The sequence below is a fragment of the Bacillus cereus group sp. MYBK101-2 genome, assembly GCF_051918845.1.
Taxonomy (GTDB): domain Bacteria; phylum Bacillota; class Bacilli; order Bacillales; family Bacillaceae_G; genus Bacillus_A; species Bacillus_A paranthracis.
Window position 1 is genome coordinate 112397 of the sequence record NZ_JBQAIE010000011.1, and the last position, 22550, is coordinate 134946.

The following is a 22550-nucleotide window of genomic DNA, read 5'->3' on the forward strand; positions in this document are numbered from 1 at the left end:
CCCCCACTGATTATTAGTTGAACCAATCGGGCTTTTACGGGCAGTTGATCCCCACCTAACTTCTTTGTTTTCGCTAAATTTTGAGGTGTGGGTCTTACTGCCCGTTAATGCGGGGTAAAAAGGAAAAAGCTGCTGAGGTCAGTAGTTTTTTCCTTTTTTAAATTTATCTATTTCTTTAATGTAAATCCGAATTTATCCCATGCTTGTAAATAGTCTAGTAAGAAAATCTCTTCTTCTACAATTCGACCAACTACATTTGTTTTTCCTGTATTCACCATATCTTTTAATGCAATTTGCAATTCACCTTTATATTGGCCATATTGCTCATTATCAATTAAAAGATCGCCACGCTTAATTTCACGTGTATGATGAGGTTTAAACTCTTCTTTTTTATATTTCACACGGCTTTGTGTCGAGCGAATCATATATTCAGATACATCCCCGCGATAAAAATGAGGTTCATCTAATACGATAATTCTTTCTAGTTCTGTCGTTGTATCATATAACTCTATATCAAATGTTTGTTTCTCTTTATTTAATGCACCTAGTGCTTGTAATTCTTCTTCTGATGCATAAGCGTTCGCAATAATAACATCATCAATTAATTCTGTCGCAAATAAATGCTTCGCCTGTGTTGTCATTGGCAGTTCACGATGCTGTTCTAACGTACATAATCCTTCTGTTACGGGCCAAGGTCCATATGTTGCATCAAATGATGAAATAAAAGCAGCCGTTCTCATACCGTAATCTTTAAATTGTTTCGAGCATTTAATGAAATGATCGTATGATAATCCAGAATAACGATGCGGATAAAAATTATGGCAACCAATTAAATTTTCACGATTTGGTCTATGGCTCATAATATTATCTACATACTTCGTACCGTTACTCATATTAATCTCAATTTTTAAGCCATACGGATTGTACGTCATAATTGATTCTTCTAATCCTGAGAAACCAACATCTAAACGAATACCGTACGCACCTAGTTCATGGAAGAATGATAAATCATTATACGAAATACCTAGTTGTTCAAAAACAGCTGGACTAATATCAACTAATACTTGGAACCCTAATGCATTTGCATGAGAAATCGTTTCTTTAAACTCTTCTATAATTTTCTCTTTTTCTCCATCTACAGACAATAAGCATGTGAATACACGTGTAAATCCGTATTTACTTGCTAATGTTAAATATTCCTTATCTTTCTCTACTGTTGAATGTTCTGGATAAATAGAAATACCTAATCGTCTCATATGTACACGCCTCTTTCTTCATTGTTTTGTAAACCTTTTCAAATATATGTAGTGAAAAAGTATATATCCCCTTCTCATTCACTACTTTTTGAATCCGCTTTCTTTAAAGAAAAAACAATTTCTATCATTCATAACAACTACCAGTCTATACATCTATACTTTACATCTTTTTTTCATAGTTGTGTAGTCTTTCCACAAATTTGTCAGTTTTTTACCTCGAAAATTGTTGTACGTTTTCAAGGCACCTTCCTTGACTGTTTCATTGGCCAATACATATACTCGAAAGAAAACAGAAATTTTTATATAGGGGATGAATATATGGGAGAAGCAATACTCGTAAAACGAGAACCGTTATGGACGAAAGAATTTGTTGCGCTAATTCTAGCAAACTTATGTATGTTTTTAGGATTTCAAATGTTAATTCCGACTTTACCTGTTTATGTGAAAGAAATTGGAGGTACAAGTTCCAATATTGGATTTGTTGTCGGTATGTTTACTGTTGCGGCACTTTTTGTTAGACCGCTAACTGGAAATGCCTTGCAAAAATTCAGCAAAAAAATCATTTTAATGATCGGTACTGCTATTTGTTTACTCGCTATGGGTAGTTATCTTTTCGCTTCAACTGTTTTCCTATTGCTTGCCGTTCGAATTTTACACGGAGCTGGTTTTGGTATTACAACGACTACATATGGAACTGTCGTTTCAGATTTAATTCCGCAAGCTCGCCGCGGTGAAGGCATGGGATATTTCGGTCTTTCTGGAACGATTGCAATGGCGCTCGGTCCACTTATCGGACTTTGGCTTATGCAAACATATAACTTCACGATTCTTTTTTTATGTGCACTTTCCTGTACAATTGTTTCATTAATATTAACGAAACTACTTCAAATCAAAAAATCGCCGCAATCACCACAGCAAACATCTGGTACCTTCCTTGATGGATTTATTGAACGTAAAGCTTTACTTCCTTCATTATTAATATTATGTATTACATTAATGTACGGGGGAATCGGAAGCTTTATTACGTTATTTGCTACGGAAGTCGGCATTGCTGATATAAGCCTCTTCTTCTTATTTAATGCACTTGCAATCGCTGTTACTCGTCCATTTTCCGGAAAGTTATATGATGCGAAAGGTCATTCCTTCGTAATTATTCCAGGAGTTATTATTACGTTTACAGGGATTATTTTATTGTCGTATACAACTACCATTCCAAGCTTAATTATTGCAGCAGCATGCTACGGAAGTGGTTTCGGAGCGATTCAACCTGCACTACAAGCGTGGATGATTGACCGAGTAGCACCGCACCGACGAGGAGTCGCAACAGCTACATTCTTCTCAGCATTTGACCTTGGAATTGGTGCTGGCGCGATTATTTTTGGATTCATTGCACATTTTACAAACTACGCAACTGTATATCGTTATTCCTCTCTACTACTTATTGCTTTCCTGTTCATTTACATTGCAAGTGTAAAAAAACAAAAGCATGGTGACAAAAATACGGAAAAAGCTGCTGGATAATTCCAGTGGCTTTTTTACGTATTTTTGATTTTATAAAACTACATGCATTTTCCTACATATTTTTTTACCTTTCATCAAAAAATATACGATGAACTCACAGACGCTTTCCTTCATATGCAAATGAAAAACACTATTCTAAAGAGTGTGATTTCTTTACAAAAATACGATTTACAAAAGATAAAAACCAATAAAATACAGCTGTTTCTTTAAAGAATTGTAAACTTTTTATCTCTTTGTAAATTTAGTGTAAATTTTACTGATAAATCGTTTACAGTGTCTCACGGTTTAGTTAATAATTACATCGTACATGAAATTTAAGGAGTGGAATGCGTGGAATACAATGTTCAAGATATGATCTTCCAGTTCATTGGTGGATTAGGTATTTTCTTATTCGGAATTAAATACATGGGCGATGGACTGCAACAAGCTGCTGGAGATCGTCTTCGTGATATTCTAGATCGCTTTACAACAAACCCACTGATGGGTGTACTAGCAGGTATGTTAGTTACCGTATTAATCCAATCAAGTTCAGGAACAACCGCTTTAACAGTCGGACTTGTAAGTGCTGGGTTTATGACATTAAGACAAGCAATCGGTGTTATTATGGGTGCGAACATCGGTACGACAGTTACTGCATTTATTATTGGAATTAAAATCGGAGAATATGCTCTTCCAATTATGGCAGTTGGAGCTATCTTACTATTCTTCTTTAAAAATAAAAAAGTACATTCTTTAGGTCAAGTTATATTCGGTTTTGGTATGTTATTCTTCGGTTTAGAACTAATGAGCACAGGTATGAAGCCTCTTCGCTCTTTAGAATCATTCCAAGAATTAACGGTTAGCATGAGTGATAATCCAATTTTAGGTATTGTTGTTGGTACAGTCTTCACTTTAATTGTACAAAGCTCAAGTGCAACAATCGGTATTTTACAAGAACTATTCGGTCAAGGTGCAATCGATTTACAAGCTGCCCTTCCTGTATTGTTTGGTGATAACATCGGTACAACAATTACAGCTGTATTAGCAGCAATCGGTACTTCAATTGCTGCAAGACGCGCAGCATTAGTTCACGTTATCTTTAATATTGTCGGTACAATCATCTTTACAATTTTATTAATACCTTTTACAAATTTAATTCAATACTTCCAAACGTCATTAAACTTAAATCCAGAGATGACAATTGCATTTGCACACGGAACATTTAACGTAACGAATACAATTATTCAGTTCCCATTCATCGCTGTATTAGCATGGATTGTAACGAAAATTATTCGCGGGGAAGATGCTGCTATTGATTTCAAACCGCAACATTTAAATCCAATCTTTATTGAACAATCTCCAGCTATTGCTTTAACTGAAGCACAAAAAGAGATTATTCGTATGGCTGAGTTTTCATTACATGGATTAAAAGAAGCAAACCAATTTTTAAACACACAAGATAAAAAACACGCTGACATGGCTACTCAATTAGAAGGAGCTATTAACAACTTAGATAAAAAAATTACCGAGTATTTAGTTTTACTATCAGAAAAGCCGCTTTCACCTACAGATTCTGAAAAACATTCCGTTTTAGCAGGTGTCGTTGGCGATATTGAACGTGTCGGTGATCATGTAGAAAACCTTGTAGAACTTGTTGATTTCCAAATTTCAAACCGTGTTTCCCTATCAAACGAAGCACTAGCTGAATTAAATGAAATGCTTGAGTTAACGATTTCAACATTACAAGACGCAGTTGAAGCTTTAACAAACTTCGATACTGAACTAGCTCAAACAGTTATTGCAAAAGAACGTAAAATCGATCAAATGGAACGTGTTCTTCGTAAACGTCACGTATTACGTCTGAATGAACGTAGCTGTTCAGGTGATGCAAGTATCATCTTCGTTGATATGGTAAGTAACTTAGAGCGCATTGGCGATCACGCTGTAAATATCGCTGATGGTGTTTTAGGTGAACAAGGTAAAGTCCATTTAAAACAATCATTATAATAGGAAAGAGACGCTAACATGAGCGTCTCTTTTTTCATTTCATACTTACAACCGTTCTACCTTTTAACTTTCCTTGCAATATAAGTGTAAACTTCTCATCTAGCTCTTCTAATGTACATTCTTCTGTATAAGATTGTAACTCTTTATTTCCCCATTCATTTGCTAAGAGCGTCCACACATCACTTCTCACATCTACTGGACATTGCACAGAATCTACCCCTAAAAGGCTTATGCCTCGCAAAATAAACGGATATACCGTTGTTTGTAATTCATGGCCTGCCACATTACCGCATGTCGTTATGCATCCGCCATACTTTACCGTTTTTAAAGCTGTTTCTAACATGTGCCCACCTACAGTATCGATAACTCCGGCGTATATTCCTTTAAGCATTGGTCTTCCTGATTCATCATTCAATTCTGCGCGATGAATCACCTTTTTCGCTCCTAGACGTAGTAGCATCTGTTCCTCTTCCATTTTTCCTGTCGCTCCTATTACGCTAAACCCTAACTTACTTAAAATACTAACAGCTACACTTCCTACGCCGCCTGTAGCACCCGTTACTAAAACATCGCCCATACTAGGCGTTACTCCTGCTCTAATAAGCTTATATACTGATAAAGCGGCGGTAAAACCGGCTGTCCCGTACATCATACTTTCCTTTAATGACATTCCCTCTGGTAACGGGACAACCCAAGACGCCGGCACGCGAATATATTCTCCGAAACCACCAGAAGTATTCATACCTAAATCATATCCCGTTACAATGACTTGATCTCCTGACTTAATGGTTTCATCTTTACTACTCACAACCACTCCTGCTGCATCAATTCCTGGCGTATGAGGATATGTTCTCGTAACACCTTTATTGCCTGTGGCTGAAAGAGCATCTTTATAATTTAATGAAGAATAATGAACCTGTATGAATACGTCCCCCTCAGGTAAACTACTTACTTCTCTCTCGACAACGTTTCTTACAAACTGCTTATTTTCTGTTTCGTTCACAACGATTGCTCGGAATGATGTATGATTCATTATGTTCTCTCCTTTATCCGTCAAATTCTTCTTTATTATATAGAAGAAACTAGTAAACCTACTCATTTCTTCTTGGCTATATTTCAACAAATCTTACTTCTCTATTACTTTCTCATAATACATATTTTCATTTCTACTAAAAAACCTTATACTTATTCTACATCTGAAAAATAAAATATATAAAATCTGACTTTTTATAAATAAATTGAATTTTTACGAAATGTAAATGATTTGTAATGTTTTTTTTCGCTAAATTTCATTATAATAAGTGGATATGAGTGTCGTATTTCAATCCAAATGAAGGAGTACAGGAAATGGAGCAAAACCCATCTTTGCAAGAAAATACACGCAGTAAACCGAAAAAAAGTAAGAAAAAAATAAAAATTATTATAAGCGTTATACTATTCTTTTTAATAGTAGGTGGCGGTTATACTTGGTTTTTAGTAAATAAAGCATCTTCTGCTGTTCGAAATGCCGCACATGATTTAGCGCGCGGTGATAAATCTGATTTACGTGATAAAGCTGTAAAACCTATTACAAACAATGTCTCTGTTTTAATAATGGGTGTTGATGAAAGTGATGTCCGGGGAAAAGAATATGGTGAAGCTATAAGAACGGATGCACTATTACTTGCAACGTTTAATAAAGATAGCAAAACTGTAAAACTATTAAGTATCCCACGTGACACATATACTTATATTCCAATAGAAAAGAAAAAAGATAAAATTACACACGCTCATGCATTCGGTTCTGCTAAAAACGGAAAAAATGGTGGACCACAAGCAAGCATTGATGCAGTTGAAAAATTAATGAATGTTCCTGTCGATTATTTTGTGAAATTTAACTTTAAATCATTTATAAAAATCGTCGATGACTTGGGCGGTATTGAAGTTGATGTACCAGTTGAATTTACTGAGCAAGATAGCAATGATAATGCAGAGGCAATTCACCTAGAAAAAGGTGTTCAAAAGTTAAATGGCGAAGAAGCTCTTGCTCTTGCTAGAACAAGACACATCGATAGTGATGCAATGCGTGGACAACGTCAACAACTCGTTATCGAGGCTATTTTAAAGAAACTAACAAGTGTTGGTTCTGTAACAAAAGTTGGCAACATCATTGATGATATTAACGGACAATTCGTTACAAACTTAACATTTGATGATATGCTTTCATTCTATAAGTACGGATCGGATTCAGAAATCGAGAAATTACAAATTCAAGGTGACGACTGCTATATGGAAAAAGGTGACGATACATGTAGCAAATCCGCTGGTGGCGGCCGAACGTATTACTACAATCCAGATAAAAAAGAATTAGCAAAAGTTACAAACGATCTTCGTGCTCATCTCGGGTTACCTGCATATACAAAAACAGACTCTGATTCGAAGAAAACAAATACAGAGAAAACAAAAGAATCTAAATCTGAAAATTCAAGTGAACGCGAATCAAGTAACAATGAAGTAAAAAATAAAAATAGCAATGAAGACACAGAAACATCGTCTAACGACAATGAATAAAAAAGAAGCAGTTCTCTATGGAGGTAGAGTACTGCTTCTTTTTATTGCTTCACAATTAAAAATCAGAACTTTCTAACTATCTTTTTTAATATTTTTAAATTATAATAAATAGTAGCAATCTATTCCAATTATCAGGGGGCTCATACATATGAAAGCTGCAGTAAAACATAACATCTCAGATTTTAGAGACTACTTAAAGTCAAACGATATATACATGGAAGAAAATATAGATGAAAATGATGGCTCTGTTCACTTTTCAGTAGGATTAGAGACAGAAGCTGGCGCAAAAATTCAACTGATCGCTGCTTTCCAAAACGAACATCCTACTGTAGATATATACTGCTTCAATGTTGCTCACGTACCGGATGCAACAGCAACAAATGACATTTTGCACGTTATTAATGAATTAAACACATCTTACCGATTTGCAAAATTCACATTAAACAAGCAAAATGCAATTGACATTTCAACATCTCTTGCATTCTCAGAACCAAACTTTAATCCAGCACTTGTATTTGAACATACGAGAATGCTATATAAATTAGCTAATGACGAATATAAGAACTTAATGAAAGTGATTTGGGCGTAAATAAAAGGATGGGCTGCAAGCAGCGCCATCCTTTTATTTCGATATCATATCAATCCACATCTTAACAGCAGTTCCTACAATCAAAATCGATAACATATATTGCAGTGCTTTTTGATTGATCTTTTTCCCAACTCGCGCTCCAAGCGGCGCAGCAAAGATGCTTGCAATCGCAATAATAAGAGCTGGCATTACAACTACTTGCCCAGTTATCACTTTTCCAGTCGTAATCCCTACTGAGGAAATGAACGTAATAGCGATAGAGGTTGCTATCGTTGTACGTATTGGCAAATTTAAAATGACTAGCATAATCGGAACTAAAAGGAACGAACCTCCAGCACCTATAATACCTGATGCTCCGCCTACACTAAACGCTAACAAGCTTGCTAACCATTTATTATATTTCAGTTCATCACCATTATTTCGTTTCGGTACGAACATCATAATAGCAGCAATTGTTGCTAACGCTGCATAAACAACATTGACCGTATGTTCCTCTAATGCATTAGCACCAAAACTACCTATAAAACTTCCTATTAATATACTAGCTCCCATATACACAACGAGCGTTTTATCCATATCATTACTTTTCCGATAAGCCCATGCCCCTGCAAAAGTTGCAAAGAATACTTGCACCGCTGTAATACCACTCACTTCATGTGCAGTATAGCCAGTAAATCCTAGCAATACCGGAATGTATAAGATCATCGGATAATTAATAATCGCACCGCCAATTCCAACCATTCCTGATATAAACGATCCTATAAACCCAATTATAAAAAGTAATACGACTAAGCTCATCTTACATCCCCTCCCTTCTAGAAAGAAGATGAATTAAATGAATAAGTTCACATTCCCATCCGAAGCATCTGCTAAATATGCTCCTACTCCTGCAAACTCTACCCCTTCCATAATCTCTTCCTCTTTTAACCCTAATAAATCTACTGTCATTTGACAAGCGACAAGTTTAATCCCCTGTTCTTTCGCCAAATCTATTAAATCTGGTAACGGCATCGCATTATGTTTTTTCATAATACCTTTAATCATCTTTGGTCCCATACCAGCAAAATTCATTTTAGATAATCCCATCTTATCAGCGCCACGTGGCATCATTTTTCCAAACACTTTTTCGATGAAATTTTTCTTTACCTTCACAGGTTCATCTTTTCTTAAAGCATTTAATCCCCAGAAAGTATGAAAAATCGTTACCTCTTGATCATAAGCAGCTGCACCATTTGCAATAATATAAGCAGCCATCGCTTTATCATAATCTCCGCTAAACAAAACGATTGTTGTTTTCTTTTGTTGTTCCATGTTGTCCTTCCTCCAATTACCTATATGGGTATTTTCATTTTTATAAAAAATCGTTTCGCCCTATTCTACTTTACCTTCCCAAGCTAACATACCACCTACCATATTGATCACTTGAAAACCGTAACTTTCTAAAAACTGAACTGCTCTTGCACTTCTTCCGCTAGAACGACAAACGATAATATACTCTTTCTTTTTATCCAACTCATGTATACGAAACTCCAATAGTCCTAGTGGAATATTACACGCTTCTGGAATTTTCCCTTCAGCTACTTCTTCTACTTCACGTACATCTACGATATTTACTGCTTCTTTACGTACCAATTTTTCTTCTAATTCTTTTGCTGTCATTTCTTTCATTTTACATTTCCTCCTCACAAACCATTCATACCGCCTGAAACATTGATAACGTGCTGAAATCCTAATTTTTTTAACATTTTCGCTGCTTGTTTACTTCTCATTCCACTCTGACAAATAACGATTACTTCCCTATTCTTATCTAATTGATTTGTCTTACTCGCTAAGTCATTTAGCGGGATATTTTGAAATCCTTTCATATGATTTCCTCTATATTCACCTACTGTACGAACATCGATAAAGTACTTTCCCTGTTTTCCTACTATACTTTTTAATTCTTTTCCGTTTATATTTTGAACACCTTTCACAGGTAAAAAGCGTGAAATAACAAACCATGCAGCAAGTACAATGAAAAGCGTACTTAATATTGTGTTCATATAATCAACCTCTCTACATTTATAAAAATACTATGCCTTCTTAATCCAAAACTTCAGCACATCGCCTTCCTCTTCATGCTTTACGATGTCATGGCCACTTTTATTTGCCCAAGCTGGAATATCCTTAACTGACCCTTTATCAGTTACCTGTACTTCTAACACTTCTCCAGTTTGCAAAGTATCCATCGCTCTCTTCGTTCTTACAATCGGCATTGGACATGCTAAATCTTTTGCATCTAATACTTGTTTTACATTCATCATCTATTCCTCCATTTTTCATTCATTCGTTTATTTATTTATTTATTTGTGAACTGCACAACGATTTGGACCAATCTCCATTTCACGCTCTTCATCCAAACTCGGGTGAATTTTACCCATATTCGTTTGACGAATTTCTTCATATGCATTCGGTTGAGGTGGTAAATTCTCTGTTACAACTTTACGGAACTCTCCCTCATCCTCAATATTTAAACCTGCATTATGCTCAAATAAATCTTTTAATTTTGCACTAACAATACCACTTTCGTCCATTTCACTTATTTTTGAATAATGAGCCGGTAACACAATTAAACTTTGAGATAGTTCTTTATATCGGCTATACAAAGTATTACGTAAATCACTTACCCAATCTTCAGCTTTCCCAGCAAGATCTGGACGCCCGATGGAATCTACAAATAAAATATCGCCTGATAATAAATAGGAATCATCTACAATAAATGACGTACTTCCAATCGTATGCCCTGGTGAGTATAATGCGTCAATTTCAATTTTAGTACCCCCCACCGTAATAACAGATCCTTCAACAAGCGGTTCGTATGAGAAAACAACTTCCTCCGCATCTTTTGGCGGTAACCAATACGTACCACCTACTTTTTCCGCTAACTTACGTCCTCCAGAAATATGGTCTGCATGTAAATGTGTATCCATTACATTCGTAATCGTAACAGCATGCTCTTTCGCAAATTCTTCATACGCTTCAACTGTTCTTACTGCATCAATAACTGCTGCTTCACCGTTTGAAACGACCATATAAGATAAACAGCCTTTTCCAAGACGGTTAAACTGATACATACTTCCGCCATTTTTTAAATCTCCAACTTTTACAGGCTTTACATATTCACTCCATGCCTTCATACCACCAGCTAAATAATAAATATTTTCTAATCCAGCCTCTGTTAATTGCTCTGCCACAAATATAGAAGACCCTTCTTTTGCGCATACTACTAAAACATCTTTATCTTTAGGTAATTCACTTACAATATGATCTACACCATCTAACAAATCAAAATACGGTTTATTTATAGATGAGATTTGTTTCCCTTCAATTTTCCAATCTTCATAATCCGTCTCATTACGAACATCTAAAATAAACAACTCTCCGAATAAAACTTTCTCTGCAACATCTTTTGCTTGTAACGGTTTAACATTCATTTAATTACCCCCATAGGTATATTTTTATTTAAAAAATTTTAATTCTTTATATTCCCTTGCCACTCTAACATGCCTGGAATGACATTCTTCACATTTACATAACCTTTCTCTTTCAACATATGGCAAGCTACATCACTACGGTTACCCGTTCGGCAAACAACATAAATTTGCTTCGTCTGATCTAAAGCTGCACTGTCTAACTCTCCTAACGGCACGGAAACAGCCGATGGAATATGACCAAAAGCGAATTCCGCCGCTTCTCGAACATCTAATACAATACACTCTTCATCACTTAATAATATCTCTTCCAACTCTTCATTCGTAATTGTATGAGGATACTTTGCTACTTCATTCACTTCATGCTCATGCGCTTTCCTAACGTAATGCATCAAAACATCGCCCTCTTGTTTCGTCCCGATATATTGATGCCCTACTTTATTCGCCCAGCTTTGTATGTCTACTGTAGACCCTTTATCTGTTGCCTTAATTTCAATCACTTGTCCTGATGCCAATCCTTCTATCGCCTTCTTCGTTTTCACAATCGGCATCGGACAAGCCAAACCTTTACAATCTAAACTCATATCCACTTTTATACTCATAGTCGATTCCTCCACAATTTATATACATATACCTGTAGGGGTATATTAAAATGTTTTTGAAAATCTGTCAACTCTTACGTTTGACAGATTATCGGCTTTTTACAAGTAATTGAACAGCTTCTTTAATTAACTCTTCATTTGAACCGTTACCTTTTTCAAACTGCTCACGTAAACATTGCTCTAGATTTGTTCCAACAACAAGTCCAATTGTACGATCAAGTGCAGAACGAGATGCCGTTAACTGTGTAATAACCTCTCGGCAATCTTTTCCTTCTTCCATCATACGAAGCACACCACGAACTTGGCCTTCAATACGTTTTAATCTATTTTTCATATCTTGATTGTATTCCACTATAGACCACCTCCGTAATTATAACTATATTATACATTACTTTGTAACTTTGTATAATATCATATACCCTTAAGGGTATATTGTAAAGCGTTTTGTTTTTTGGACATTTCTAACGGATAGTAAAAATGCAAAAGCCACTGGTTTTATTGACTTTTGCATTTCTCAACTACACTGCATTATTATCTCACTTCTTATAAACTCTTTTTAAAACTATAATCCATTTCTCCACCTAGTGCAGCAGCCGTATCACCAGTTTCTCTAAAATCATGTGTATATATTTTTTTAAATGAACCGAAATCTACTTGCTTATAAAATTCAAAACAAGGGAATCCATCATGCTCTCCTTGCATATCAATACTCCCATCCTTGTTCACACATACATGTAATACATAATCTACAGGAGGTGCATATATATTTAACGGATTACTTGCGCTCGCACTCATTTTAAATTGCACACTATCAGGATTCCATACGATATTCGTGCACACAATATTTTCAGTACTCGCTTTTCCTGTTCTTTTATTCACAGAACCATCTGGATTCGTAACCTTCTCTGTCGTAATACCTGTGTTCGCATATGAAAACACTTCTCCTTTATAAAAATCAACTACTACCTCTTGCTCAACTCTAGAGCGCATAGTATTTACCGCATATGGTGTAAATTCGCGTGAATCACCTTCGAATTGAATTATTTTTCCTGTTTCCATATCCTTCTTGGCTTCAGTCCAAGACATTGGAATAAATACGTTAGCTCTAACTTTTACGATATTAGCCATAAGAAACACCTCTATAATTCTAATTTTATATACTGCATTATTTAATAAAAAACACCATTTCAGCCATATAATTAAAATCTTTCTCTTTTACGTTGGCTACTTCCTTCTTACAAATGATGCTATATTTATAGCTAGATTTTCGTTTTAAAGCTATATTCCATTTCTCCATCTAGTGCTGCTGGGGTATCATTCGTTTCTCTGAAATCATGTGTATATATTTTTTCAAATGAACCAAAATCTACTTGTTTATAAAATTCATAGCAAGGGAAACCATCATGTACACCTTCAACATGCAAAGTACCACTTTTATTAACTCGTATAGCCAACAAATAATCAGCTGCGGGTGCCGCCGCATTTAACGGATTACTTGCACTTGCTCTCATTTCAAATGAAACTTCATCTTCACTCCATACAATATTTGTACATGCGATGTTTTCTGTACTTGTTTCTCCCTTTTGATATTCAATTGAGCCGTCTGGATTTGTAATTTTTACAGTAACGATGCAAGCATCTGCATATGTGAAAATTTCTCTTTTATAAAAATCAACAATCACTTCTTGTTCTAATCTTGAACGCTTTGTATTTACAGCGTACGGTGTAAATTCACGTGCATCTCCAGCGTATTCAAACACTCTTCCTGTTGCAGCATCCTTAATAGGCTTCAGCAATGCATACGGTGCAAATACACTCCCTCTAATTTTTACGATATTAACCATGTGAAACCTCCATTGATTGTATATTATATAAATCATTATTTGTTCTACAACATAATATAGTCAATTTGATTGACTATATTATGCATAGTACAATAAGTATCATGTATAGTCAACTTAATTGACTACAGATACGGAGGTTATATACATGGATCAAACATTTAACGAGTTCGATCTTACATCGCTTTTATCATTATCATTTAGCACATTAATTACTGAACTACATGACAAATTAAATGAATTGGGATTTGAAGATATTAGGCCAGCACATGGTTTTATGTTCAAACGCATTCTACCTAATGGAGCAACGGGTATAGAACTAGCTGAATATTTAGGGGTTTCAAAACAAGCTGTAAGTAAAATGGTGGATTCTCTTGAGAAGAGTGGCTACGTTACACGCAAAACACATCCTACTGATAAAAGAGGGAAAATCATTGTTTTAACCGAACGTGGTTTGTCAGTATTGAAGGCAAAAGAAAAAATAGTAGCTGAAATAGAGCAACAATGGATTGAAAACATAGGTGCTGAACGAATGCAAATGCTCAAAGAAGATTTAACAACATTCGTTACTAAAGAAAATACAGAGAAATTATCATCAAATATACGTCCTGTTTGGTAACTAAAAACTCCATAAAAAAACGAATCCATTTTGAGTATTCTTTTTCAAAATGGATTCGTTTTCTACAATAATATATTTATTACTCTCGTTTCATCTCTATCGTTAACCCTAACTATTTGCGTCTCACCATTTGGCAAAAATATGATATAATTTCCCTTCCTCACATTCCTCCAAATAACTTTTCCTTCTTCATCCGTTCTCCCTATTGAAATCCCAATTTCTTTACTCGGCTCAGGTGATTCGTCTTTCATAAGTATAATTTCAAAACCTTTTATTGGCTGTTTTTCTTTATTTTTCACGTGAAAAGTTACATAATTAACAACCTTACTAAACTTCTTTTCATTATTTGCTATAGAACTAGACATTATGATAATGACCAATATACAACATAAAATCCATATAAGGTTATTATATTTATTCAGACCATTTTTTAAGATTATTAAAAACATCGTCTGTCACCCGGTTTCCAGAATTCCAAGAACTACTTCCTACTGTATGGGTAGCTATTATTGTTACACCCGTACGAGATGGATAATTAAAATTACTGTCTCTTAATAAGTATCCCCAATCTTCCCCACCATGTTTACGCCCTTCAAATGAAGGTGAAACAAGATCTTCTCTCCTTCGATCATTACTATACAAAGATTGTTCTTGAAAAAGTACACGTTCTCCCTCATTGGAAACTGATGTCCACGGTACATCTTCTGCATACACCTTTTGATTCACCAAAAATACTGTACAAAAAAGATAAAAAGAACACCAAAACTATAAAGAGCCAACCTACATCTTATAGAAATAAAGCTATCCAACATAACTTACCTGCTATACAAATGATAGCGAACAATTGAAGATCCCTTTATAAATTCTAGTTTTTCTTTTTTCAGAAGTCAATGTAATTAATAATGAGTATCATTATTAATTACATTGACTTCACAAAATCAAACAATGAGTCATATTCTTTACTCTGCGTTCAAAAATCTGTCGCATTACAAAATCTTTATTTAAGTAGTTTCTTAAGAAAGATACGTTCCATTCAATTTCGCATACTTCAAAGATTTTGTCTCGACCAGATCCTATTGTTTTATTTCTTCTGTCGGGTTGTTGTAGCGTTCTTCAATATCTTCAAACATTTTAATACCGAGGTAGTATGGATTAATGCTCGTTTTTGATAGCTGAAGAGCACCCAGCCCTCGTATTGATAAGGTGCTTTAATCACCCAAAACTAATTAAAAATTTATAATCTAGATAATATGATATTTTTCACAAAATCTATTGCTTTTATGCCCATCATTTATGTATTATATGGAATGGTAGAAAATTCTTGTTTTAAAATACATTCAATTATCATAAGGGGAATTTAATATGAATCCGTCATCCATCGAATCCACTAGTAATAAAAAAAAGATAGTTGCTTTTATAGCTGGCGTCATCACAACTATTGGAACATGTATAGGAATAATTAGCTATATAGAAACTAAAACGGAAAACAATCAAAAGCAGAAAACCTCTGAAGATATTCAAATCTTTTTAAACAATTATAGCAAACAAAGCTTACTTGCTTTTAATAAAAACACTAGCAGTTACATTGAAGATTTTATTGAAAAAGATGGTCAATATTATACAGGTATGAACAATTATATACACAATGAATTCTCTGAGGGGCACCAGTATCATGTCGTTGAATTTCAACTTTCTGCAAAACCAGAAGAGATTACGAGTTCAGAATACAAAATTACAACCTCTGAAGAATATATTTTTACCACCGGAAAAAGCAAGTATAGAGAAAAGGTAAAAAACAGATTATATAAAATAAAGATACTTGATAATAAGATTCAAATTTCCTCAATGTTAGACAAAGGAGACACGACAGGGCCAAAACCAATTGAATGAAGCCCTATACATTATTCTCTAAATAGAATTTTTACTAAAATAGACTGTAAGCCCTTGGTTCACAGTCTATTTTAATACCTCAATGATTGCATCTAATTTCAAAATCCACCCTCTACTTTCACTTTTTTCTGTGATTAATAAACATATTCATACTTTCTCAAAGTCTACTTCTTGAAATAGCTTCAGCGCTTAAATAGTTGTTATTAAATATTTTAATAATAGTTGAAGTATTATATAGTTTACCAATAATCTTTACATCCTCATTAGTCTGAACATCTAAATCATAATTAGAAAACGTTTGTCTTACTATATCTATTTCTTTATTTCCAACTATCACTTCATCGCTAATTTTCTTTAATTCTTTTCATTAAATCTTGTAAAATACTTATCACATCTTCTTCTATTTCCTGGCTGTACTCTTGAATGAACAGGATCTTTCCGTATTTTTACATAAAATTCTCCCAACCTCCTTTTTTATCCCTATTTTCTAATCCCAACAAGTTCTCGTAAACTATTTTCCTTCTTTCTACTTGTCCTTCTGCATCCTTATCATCTATTAATCCCTAATTTCACACTCATTAGGGATTAATTTGTTATTGAAATCACAAATACTGCATCTAGAACCTTTCAAAATTCATATCTTCCATCTCTTTACTCTAACTTATTGTATAGGTAAAATATAGAAGAAGATAATTTGAACTTGTAAAGGGTGTGTATGCATGGCAAGTCGATACCATTATCAAAAAACTATTAGTAATGACTATTTAGGAAAAAGCAAACTGATTAAAGCTGCATCTCCATGGGAATTGAATCTAAAAATACAAGAACAAGAACAAAAATGGGCACAAGCTGAAGTGAAGCAACGTGAACGAGACAAGATTCAAGATATAAAAATGCAAGCAGAATTTGATACAATTGCTGCCCAAGATATAATCCATGAATATGAAAACCTGTTAAATGCTACCCTCGAAATTGACGACACCTTAGATTGGGAATCTCAAAAGAAATACGACAGTTATCCACCATTTTTCTATGAACCTTTTAATACACAAAAACCTACCTTAGATACTTTTAAACATACATATAAAGTTCCAACCGAAGGAATATTAGAAAAATTCATATCTCCCCTCAAACGTAAAAGAATTCAACTAGAAAATCAGGCAAACAACGCTTATGAACAAGCATTGGAAGAATATAATCAAACTTATGATACATACGAAAAACAGAAAGAAGATGCTCTCAATAAACACCTTCAGCAAAAAGAAACATTTGAATTGGAACAACAACAATACAATGACAATATTACGAACTGGAAAAAGCAATTTGAATTAGGGGAACCTGAAGCAGTTGAGAAGTATGTAAATGTGGTATTAGAAAACTCTCTTTACCCTGATGGGATTGAGAAAGAGTATGATGTACAGTTTCGAAAAGATTTAAATACACTAGTTATATCATATAAACTACCTAATCCAACCTTAATTCCAAATATCACTGAATATAAATATATTGCCACAAGAAAAGAAGTAAAATCAGTCGAAATGAAAAAGAAGGATTTCGAGGAATTTTATGAATCTATAATATTTCAAATAACATTAAGAACAATTCACGAAATTTTTGAAGCTGTATATAACAACGATGTAAATATCGTTGTCTTTAATGGATGGATTAGTTATATAGACGAAGCAACTGGCAATGATTCTACTTCATGTATTATTTCCGTCCAAGCGTCTCGTGAAGAATTTGAACCTATAAAATTAGACAGAATAGACTATAAAAAATGTATTCAAAGTCTAAAAGGATTATTTGCAGGTAAGCTTACAACCTTATCTCCTGTTAAACCTATCATGACTCTACAAACAAATGATAAACGGTTTGTGGAATCCAAAAAGGTTTTAGCTAACCTTACTTCTGCGGACAACTTAGCTACTATGCATTGGGAAGACTTTGAACATCTAGTAAGAGAATTGTTTGAAAGAATGTTTAATGAGGATGGTGCCGAAGTCAAAGTAACACAAGCTAGTCGTGATGGCGGAGTAGATGCTATTGCGTTTGACCCCGATCCAATTAAAGGCGGAAAGTTTATCATCCAAGCAAAACGATATAATATGACGGTTCCTGTATCCGCAGTACGTGATTTGTATGGAACTATGCTTCACGAAGGAGCAACAAAAGGAATTTTAGTAACAACAAGCTCTTTCGGAAAAGACTCTGTCACATTTATAAAAGATAAGCCAATTACACTGATTGATGGTCAAAATCTTTTATACTTGTTTAATAAGTTTGGATATTCGACTCTCAATATAACATTGAATAGATAAAAATAACGGGGGAAGTTCCCCCGTTATTTTTCAAGTTACCTATTTTACTTTAATTAATACTTCCCTTTAGATGGCTTCACACATACTTCCGATGCACCATCTTCCCATCATAAGAAAATACAACGCCCTTACTCTCGACAATCGACTCCATATGCACTGTTCTTCCCCATAATTGATGAAGATATGGCAATACTTTTTCTAAGTATTTTAAATCGAGCTCGATTCCTTCGTAACTATGTTTAATGTACAATTCTCCATTCTTTAAGTAGTCCCCGTCTTCTACTACTAAGTACGGGAAGCCACCATTTGTCCGCATATTTACGAGTTGATCACGCACATGTTCCCACTCTTTATCTATTACCTTATATTCTTTTCCTTGACGCTGGAATAAGTACATATCTTCTCTCATTACGAGATCTTTATTTAAGTAGTTTCTTAAGAACGATACGTCCCATTCGATTTCGCGTACTTCAAAGATTTTGTCTCGACCAGATCCTGGTTTGACGCCGCGTCGTTTCATTTCTTCTGTCGGGTTGTTGTAGCGCTCCTCAATATCTTCAAACATTTTAATACCGAGGTAGTATGGGTTAATACTCGTTTTTGATGGCTGGACGACACCTGCATTTAGTTTCGCAAATTCAATTGCTTCATCCGATGTTAAGTCCATTTCGCGAAGTATGCGTTGATGCCAGAAGGATGCCCAGCCTTCGTTCATGATCTTCGTTTCAAGCTGTGGCCAGAAATATAGCATTTCCTCACGCATCATCGTTAATATGTCTCGCTGCCAATCTTCTAGCTCACGGCTATATTCTTCAATAAAAAGGAGTAAATCTTTCTCTGGTTGCGGTGGAATCTTTTTCTTTTTACGCACGTTGGAGCGTTCCTGTTTTTTATTTCGATTATCTAAATTCCATAGGTCATCGTACTGTGATGCCTTTTTCTTCTCTACTTCTTCCTCTTCTAAATCATCAATACTCCACGCTAGTTTCGGACGCATAAGCGACGGGTCAATATGCTCTTGAATGGCAAGTACGGCATCTAAAAATGTTTCTACCTCTTCTTTTCCGTACTTATGCTCATATGCTTTCACCCGTTCAGCTGTTGCTGACATACTTTCTACCATATCTCGCTTCGTATTTGAAAAACGAATATTATTTTTAAAGAAATCACAGTGCGCTAACACGTGCGCCACAATTAATTTATTTTGAATTAACGAGTTCGTATCTAATAAAAAGGCATAACATGGATCAGAGTTAATAACGAGTTCGTATATTTTACTAAGACCTAAATCGTATTGTAATTTCATTCTGAAAAACTGTTTTCCAAAACTCCAATGTGAAAATCTCGTCGGCATCCCATATGCACCAAATGTATAAATAATTTCCGCTGGACATATTTCATAACGCATCGGATAAAAATCAAGCCCAAATCCAGTCGCAATTTCCGTAATTTCCGCAATCGCATATTGCAGTGCTTTATCGTCACTTGCTCTCATTATTTTCCCTCCTTACACTTTCCCTTAAGAAAGTGTATGATTGAGAACAAGCTTTCATGAGGATTGATTGCATAATAAACAGCATTGTTCATTCATTTTATAAATAAACTTAATTTTCATTAAATACCATTTATTCACAGAACACTAGTATTTTTAACATCCTAAAGTTATACTATTAAAGTATTAAAATATTACACAACAAGGAGTTACATCATGAAGAAATGTTATATTTTATGTCTTGCTTGTTTCCTTCTTCTCTTAACAGCATGTGAAGGAAACACAAAAGAAACAACACAAAAAGCAAATGAAACAAAAAAACAAGAAGAAACAACTCTAAATTCTTCTGAAGCTAAGCCAACTACAACTGCTGATACAGCAAAGCCTGAACCGAAAAAAGATGAAAGTATTAAATCTGGTATGTATAAGGTTGGTACAGATTTGCCTGCTGGTGAATACTTTCTTTTAGCCGAACAAGGGCAAAGTGCTTATTTTGCAGTTCTAAAAGATAGTACTGGATCTTCTAACAACATTTTACAGAATGATAATTTTGCAACCTTTAGATTTCTTACTGTAGAAGATGGACAATATTTACAACTAAAGCGTGCTAAAATGTTACCAGCAACTAAAGTAGAAAAAATCCCATTAGACGGTAAAGAGCTAATTCCAGGCATGTACCGCGTAGGAATTGATGTTCCTGCTGGTGAGTATAAGTTGGTCCCAAATGATGGAGCAACAGGATACTACTCCCTACATGCAAATAGTACTGTAAATGGCTTAAAAAACATCATTAGCAATGATAACTTTAAAGAAGAGCGCTATTTAACGATTCAAGAAGGACAATATTTAAAATTAAACCGTGCTTCTCTATTGCTACCAAATTAATACATATTCCAATGAACTATAAAAGAAGCACATTCCTAATTTTAGGAATGTGCTTCTTTTACAAACAAATATGAAATTAACCTTCAATAATCTCCATCTTCTCCGTAATCGGTGTACGAGCTTTTCCTTCTGGCGCTTTATCGAAGTAGCCAAGGTGAAGAATTCCAACGATACGTTGACCTCTAGTTAAACCGAGTCCTTCTATAAATAATGGATTGTAGTTCAATCCGCCTGATTTCCAAACACAACCTAATCCACGTTCCCAAGCAAGAAGTTGGAAGTTTTGCATAAATGCACATGTTGCAGCGTAATCTTCGTCACGTTGAATTTGACGTGGGTCTTCATTTATATATACAACGATTTGTGCTGGCGTACTTAAGAAACGATCAGATAAAATTTTACCGCGTTTCGCTCTTTCTTCTTCTGTGAAAGAGTTTAATACTGCATCTACCAACTTCTTACGGCCTTCTCCAATGTATAATTTACAATTCCATGGTTCACGGTGTTTATGATTCGGTGCCCATGTTGCGTCGTTTAATAGTTCAATTAATAACTCTTTTTCTACTGCTTTATCTGTAAATGTACGAACAGAACGTCTTTCTTTAATCACATTTGCGATGGAAGTATATGTAGTCATATTTTTCTCTCCCTTATTTTTATCTATATGTATACGTTTACTATTGATATTGATTTTCAATTTCGATTATAACCTAGTTTTTTACTATTAATCAATGTTTTATGTTGGAAAACTTGTAAAAACTTCTTTTTCTACTGTGAATAAAAAAACTTAGCTCGTTCACAAGTTTTTCACATTTTATGGAAATGATATGTGTAAAGTTTTCCACATTATCCATCTAGGAGGAGTTTACATGTACAAAAAAATCGTAGTAAGTATGACTATGGCAGCATTATTATGCGGGATAGCTACTTTCCCTGCTTCCGCTGCTACGCCAAAAGAAGTAACATTGCATCATCATAAGCCAATTTCAGAAGAAGAAATGCAATCGTTCGAAAAACTCGGCTATAACAAACATGAAATTTGGAAAGCTGCCCACATTGCAAGAATGAGTAAAAAAGAAATTAAGGACGTTTTAGCTTACTATAAGCAAAATAAATCTTGGGAGAAAACAGCTGAGCATTTCGGGGTAGATCCAAGTAAGTTGAAAAAGCATCATATGAATAAAGAAACGAAAAAGGCGCTGCTGCAAGAATTAGCAAATATGCAAAAATCTACACCAGACGGGCTAAAACAAAAAATGAAAGAATATAATATCGGATTACGTCAGCTCACGGTATTAACAATCATCTCTCAAAAAAGTAATACTCCCCTTGATGATGTGCTAAAAATGAAAAAAGACGGAATGGATATGAAACAAATTGCAGAAAAATTAAATGTAAAGAAAGAAGATATACGAGTAGAAATAATTAAATTAGTAAAGTCGATTAAAGAAAAGAAAACAAATTAATACAACAAAAGGAAGAGTTTTTTAATACTCTTCCTTTTGTTTATGAACTTTCAATTTTCAAGTAT

24 protein-coding genes and 2 pseudogenes are annotated in these 22550 nt (G+C 34.6%); 9 read left to right on the plus strand and 17 right to left on the minus strand.

Annotated features, from left to right (window positions below; all coding sequences use genetic code 11):
* Positions 1-167 precede the first annotated feature (167 nt).
* Positions 168-1256 (minus strand): DUF871 domain-containing protein, encoded by a 1089-nt coding sequence (locus ACTFSI_RS19900; RefSeq protein WP_001253341.1) that lies wholly within the window; start codon positions 1254-1256, stop codon positions 168-170.
* A gap of 318 nt (positions 1257-1574) precedes the next feature.
* Between ACTFSI_RS19900 and ACTFSI_RS19905 the strand changes: the two genes are divergently transcribed.
* Positions 1575-2777: an MFS transporter gene (locus tag ACTFSI_RS19905; RefSeq protein ID WP_440045593.1), complete on the plus strand. Its 1203-nt coding sequence runs from the start codon at positions 1575-1577 to the stop codon at positions 2775-2777.
* Between the two features lie 330 nt (positions 2778-3107).
* The gene (locus ACTFSI_RS19910) at positions 3108-4763 is read left to right on the plus strand and encodes a Na/Pi cotransporter family protein (protein WP_000456257.1); all 1656 of its coding nucleotides are present in this window, start codon (positions 3108-3110) and stop codon (positions 4761-4763) included.
* Positions 4764-4797: 34 nt separating this feature from the next.
* On the opposite strand, the gene ACTFSI_RS19915 is transcribed toward ACTFSI_RS19910, so the two are convergent.
* Positions 4798-5796: a YhdH/YhfP family quinone oxidoreductase gene (locus tag ACTFSI_RS19915; RefSeq protein WP_440045594.1), complete on the minus strand. Its 999-nt coding sequence runs from the start codon at positions 5794-5796 to the stop codon at positions 4798-4800.
* 314 nt (positions 5797-6110) lie between these two features.
* Here ACTFSI_RS19915 and ACTFSI_RS19920 point away from each other — a divergent pair, with 314 nt between their 5' ends.
* Both ACTFSI_RS19920 and ACTFSI_RS19925 read left to right on the plus strand, forming a co-directional pair.
* Positions 6111-7313: an LCP family protein gene (locus ACTFSI_RS19920; protein WP_440045595.1), complete on the plus strand. Its 1203-nt coding sequence runs from the start codon at positions 6111-6113 to the stop codon at positions 7311-7313.
* 148 nt (positions 7314-7461) lie between these two features.
* Positions 7462-7902: a hypothetical protein gene (locus ACTFSI_RS19925; protein ID WP_044790707.1), complete on the plus strand. Its 441-nt coding sequence runs from the start codon at positions 7462-7464 to the stop codon at positions 7900-7902.
* A 33-nt stretch (positions 7903-7935) separates the two neighbouring features.
* Here ACTFSI_RS19925 and ACTFSI_RS19930 read toward each other — a convergent pair whose 3' ends face one another.
* From ACTFSI_RS19930 to ACTFSI_RS19975, 10 genes are all read right to left on the minus strand, one after another.
* Positions 7936-8700, minus strand: a complete 765-nt coding sequence (locus tag ACTFSI_RS19930; RefSeq protein WP_275894454.1) for a sulfite exporter TauE/SafE family protein — start codon at positions 8698-8700, stop codon at positions 7936-7938.
* Between the two features lie 33 nt (positions 8701-8733).
* Entirely contained in the window at positions 8734-9213 is a 480-nt protein-coding gene (locus ACTFSI_RS19935) for a DsrE/DsrF/DrsH-like family protein (RefSeq protein ID WP_000437743.1), read from the minus strand.
* Between the two features lie 60 nt (positions 9214-9273).
* Entirely contained in the window at positions 9274-9570 is a 297-nt protein-coding gene (locus ACTFSI_RS19940; protein WP_440045596.1) for a rhodanese-like domain-containing protein, read from the minus strand.
* 14 nt (positions 9571-9584) lie between these two features.
* Positions 9585-9944: a rhodanese-like domain-containing protein gene (locus ACTFSI_RS19945; RefSeq protein WP_001092321.1), complete on the minus strand. Its 360-nt coding sequence runs from the start codon at positions 9942-9944 to the stop codon at positions 9585-9587.
* A 30-nt stretch (positions 9945-9974) separates the two neighbouring features.
* On the minus strand, positions 9975-10205 hold the full coding sequence (locus tag ACTFSI_RS19950) for a sulfurtransferase TusA family protein (protein WP_002035794.1): 231 nt from the start codon (positions 10203-10205) through the stop codon (positions 9975-9977).
* A 39-nt stretch (positions 10206-10244) separates the two neighbouring features.
* The gene (locus tag ACTFSI_RS19955; RefSeq protein ID WP_044790956.1) at positions 10245-11375 is read right to left on the minus strand and encodes an MBL fold metallo-hydrolase; all 1131 of its coding nucleotides are present in this window, start codon (positions 11373-11375) and stop codon (positions 10245-10247) included.
* 38 nt (positions 11376-11413) lie between these two features.
* The gene (locus ACTFSI_RS19960) at positions 11414-11974 is read right to left on the minus strand and encodes a sulfurtransferase TusA family protein (protein ID WP_000023967.1); all 561 of its coding nucleotides are present in this window, start codon (positions 11972-11974) and stop codon (positions 11414-11416) included.
* A gap of 88 nt (positions 11975-12062) precedes the next feature.
* Positions 12063-12326, minus strand: coding sequence for a metal-sensitive transcriptional regulator (locus ACTFSI_RS19965; RefSeq protein WP_000456204.1), 264 nt, complete (start codon positions 12324-12326; stop codon positions 12063-12065).
* 191 nt (positions 12327-12517) lie between these two features.
* Positions 12518-13102, minus strand: coding sequence for a DUF3238 domain-containing protein (locus tag ACTFSI_RS19970; protein WP_138322454.1), 585 nt, complete (start codon positions 13100-13102; stop codon positions 12518-12520).
* A gap of 131 nt (positions 13103-13233) precedes the next feature.
* Positions 13234-13818 (minus strand): DUF3238 domain-containing protein, encoded by a 585-nt coding sequence (locus ACTFSI_RS19975; protein WP_138322455.1) that lies wholly within the window; start codon positions 13816-13818, stop codon positions 13234-13236.
* A 145-nt stretch (positions 13819-13963) separates the two neighbouring features.
* Between ACTFSI_RS19975 and ACTFSI_RS19980 the strand changes: the two genes are divergently transcribed.
* A complete protein-coding gene (locus tag ACTFSI_RS19980) occupies positions 13964-14434 on the plus strand; it encodes a MarR family winged helix-turn-helix transcriptional regulator (RefSeq protein WP_138322456.1) in 471 nt (156 codons plus the stop codon).
* Positions 14435-14496: 62 nt separating this feature from the next.
* On the opposite strand, the gene ACTFSI_RS19985 is transcribed toward ACTFSI_RS19980, so the two are convergent.
* The 3 genes and pseudogenes from ACTFSI_RS19985 to ACTFSI_RS19995 form a co-directional block, all read right to left on the minus strand.
* The gene (locus tag ACTFSI_RS19985) at positions 14497-14883 is read right to left on the minus strand and encodes a DUF2606 family protein (protein ID WP_000478590.1); all 387 of its coding nucleotides are present in this window, start codon (positions 14881-14883) and stop codon (positions 14497-14499) included.
* A gap of 40 nt (positions 14884-14923) precedes the next feature.
* A pseudogene (locus tag ACTFSI_RS19990) lies at positions 14924-15246 on the minus strand (trypsin-like serine peptidase); the annotation flags it as partial.
* A 145-nt stretch (positions 15247-15391) separates the two neighbouring features.
* Positions 15392-15618 (minus strand): annotated as a pseudogene (locus tag ACTFSI_RS19995) (SpoVR family protein); the annotation flags it as partial.
* Positions 15619-15796: 178 nt separating this feature from the next.
* Here ACTFSI_RS19995 and ACTFSI_RS20000 point away from each other — a divergent pair.
* Together ACTFSI_RS20000 and ACTFSI_RS20005 are read left to right on the plus strand one after the other, a co-directional pair.
* Positions 15797-16324 (plus strand): TcaA NTF2-like domain-containing protein, encoded by a 528-nt coding sequence (locus ACTFSI_RS20000; RefSeq protein ID WP_001070031.1) that lies wholly within the window; start codon positions 15797-15799, stop codon positions 16322-16324.
* Positions 16325-17043: 719 nt separating this feature from the next.
* Positions 17044-18642: a restriction endonuclease gene (locus ACTFSI_RS20005; RefSeq protein ID WP_138322457.1), complete on the plus strand. Its 1599-nt coding sequence runs from the start codon at positions 17044-17046 to the stop codon at positions 18640-18642.
* A 76-nt stretch (positions 18643-18718) separates the two neighbouring features.
* On the opposite strand, the gene spoVR is transcribed toward ACTFSI_RS20005, so the two are convergent.
* Positions 18719-20137: a stage V sporulation protein SpoVR gene (spoVR, locus tag ACTFSI_RS20010; RefSeq protein WP_001202710.1), complete on the minus strand. Its 1419-nt coding sequence runs from the start codon at positions 20135-20137 to the stop codon at positions 18719-18721.
* A 213-nt stretch (positions 20138-20350) separates the two neighbouring features.
* Here spoVR and ACTFSI_RS20015 point away from each other — a divergent pair, with 213 nt between their 5' ends.
* On the plus strand, positions 20351-21019 hold the full coding sequence (locus ACTFSI_RS20015; protein ID WP_138322458.1) for a hypothetical protein: 669 nt from the start codon (positions 20351-20353) through the stop codon (positions 21017-21019).
* Positions 21020-21095: 76 nt separating this feature from the next.
* On the opposite strand, the gene ACTFSI_RS20020 is transcribed toward ACTFSI_RS20015, so the two are convergent.
* Positions 21096-21656 (minus strand): nitroreductase family protein, encoded by a 561-nt coding sequence (locus tag ACTFSI_RS20020; protein ID WP_000214824.1) that lies wholly within the window; start codon positions 21654-21656, stop codon positions 21096-21098.
* Between the two features lie 232 nt (positions 21657-21888).
* Between ACTFSI_RS20020 and ACTFSI_RS20025 the strand changes: the two genes are divergently transcribed.
* Complete coding sequence (locus ACTFSI_RS20025; protein WP_000277029.1) at positions 21889-22485, plus strand: hypothetical protein; 597 nt, start codon at positions 21889-21891, stop codon at positions 22483-22485.
* Positions 22486-22550 lie beyond the last annotated feature (65 nt).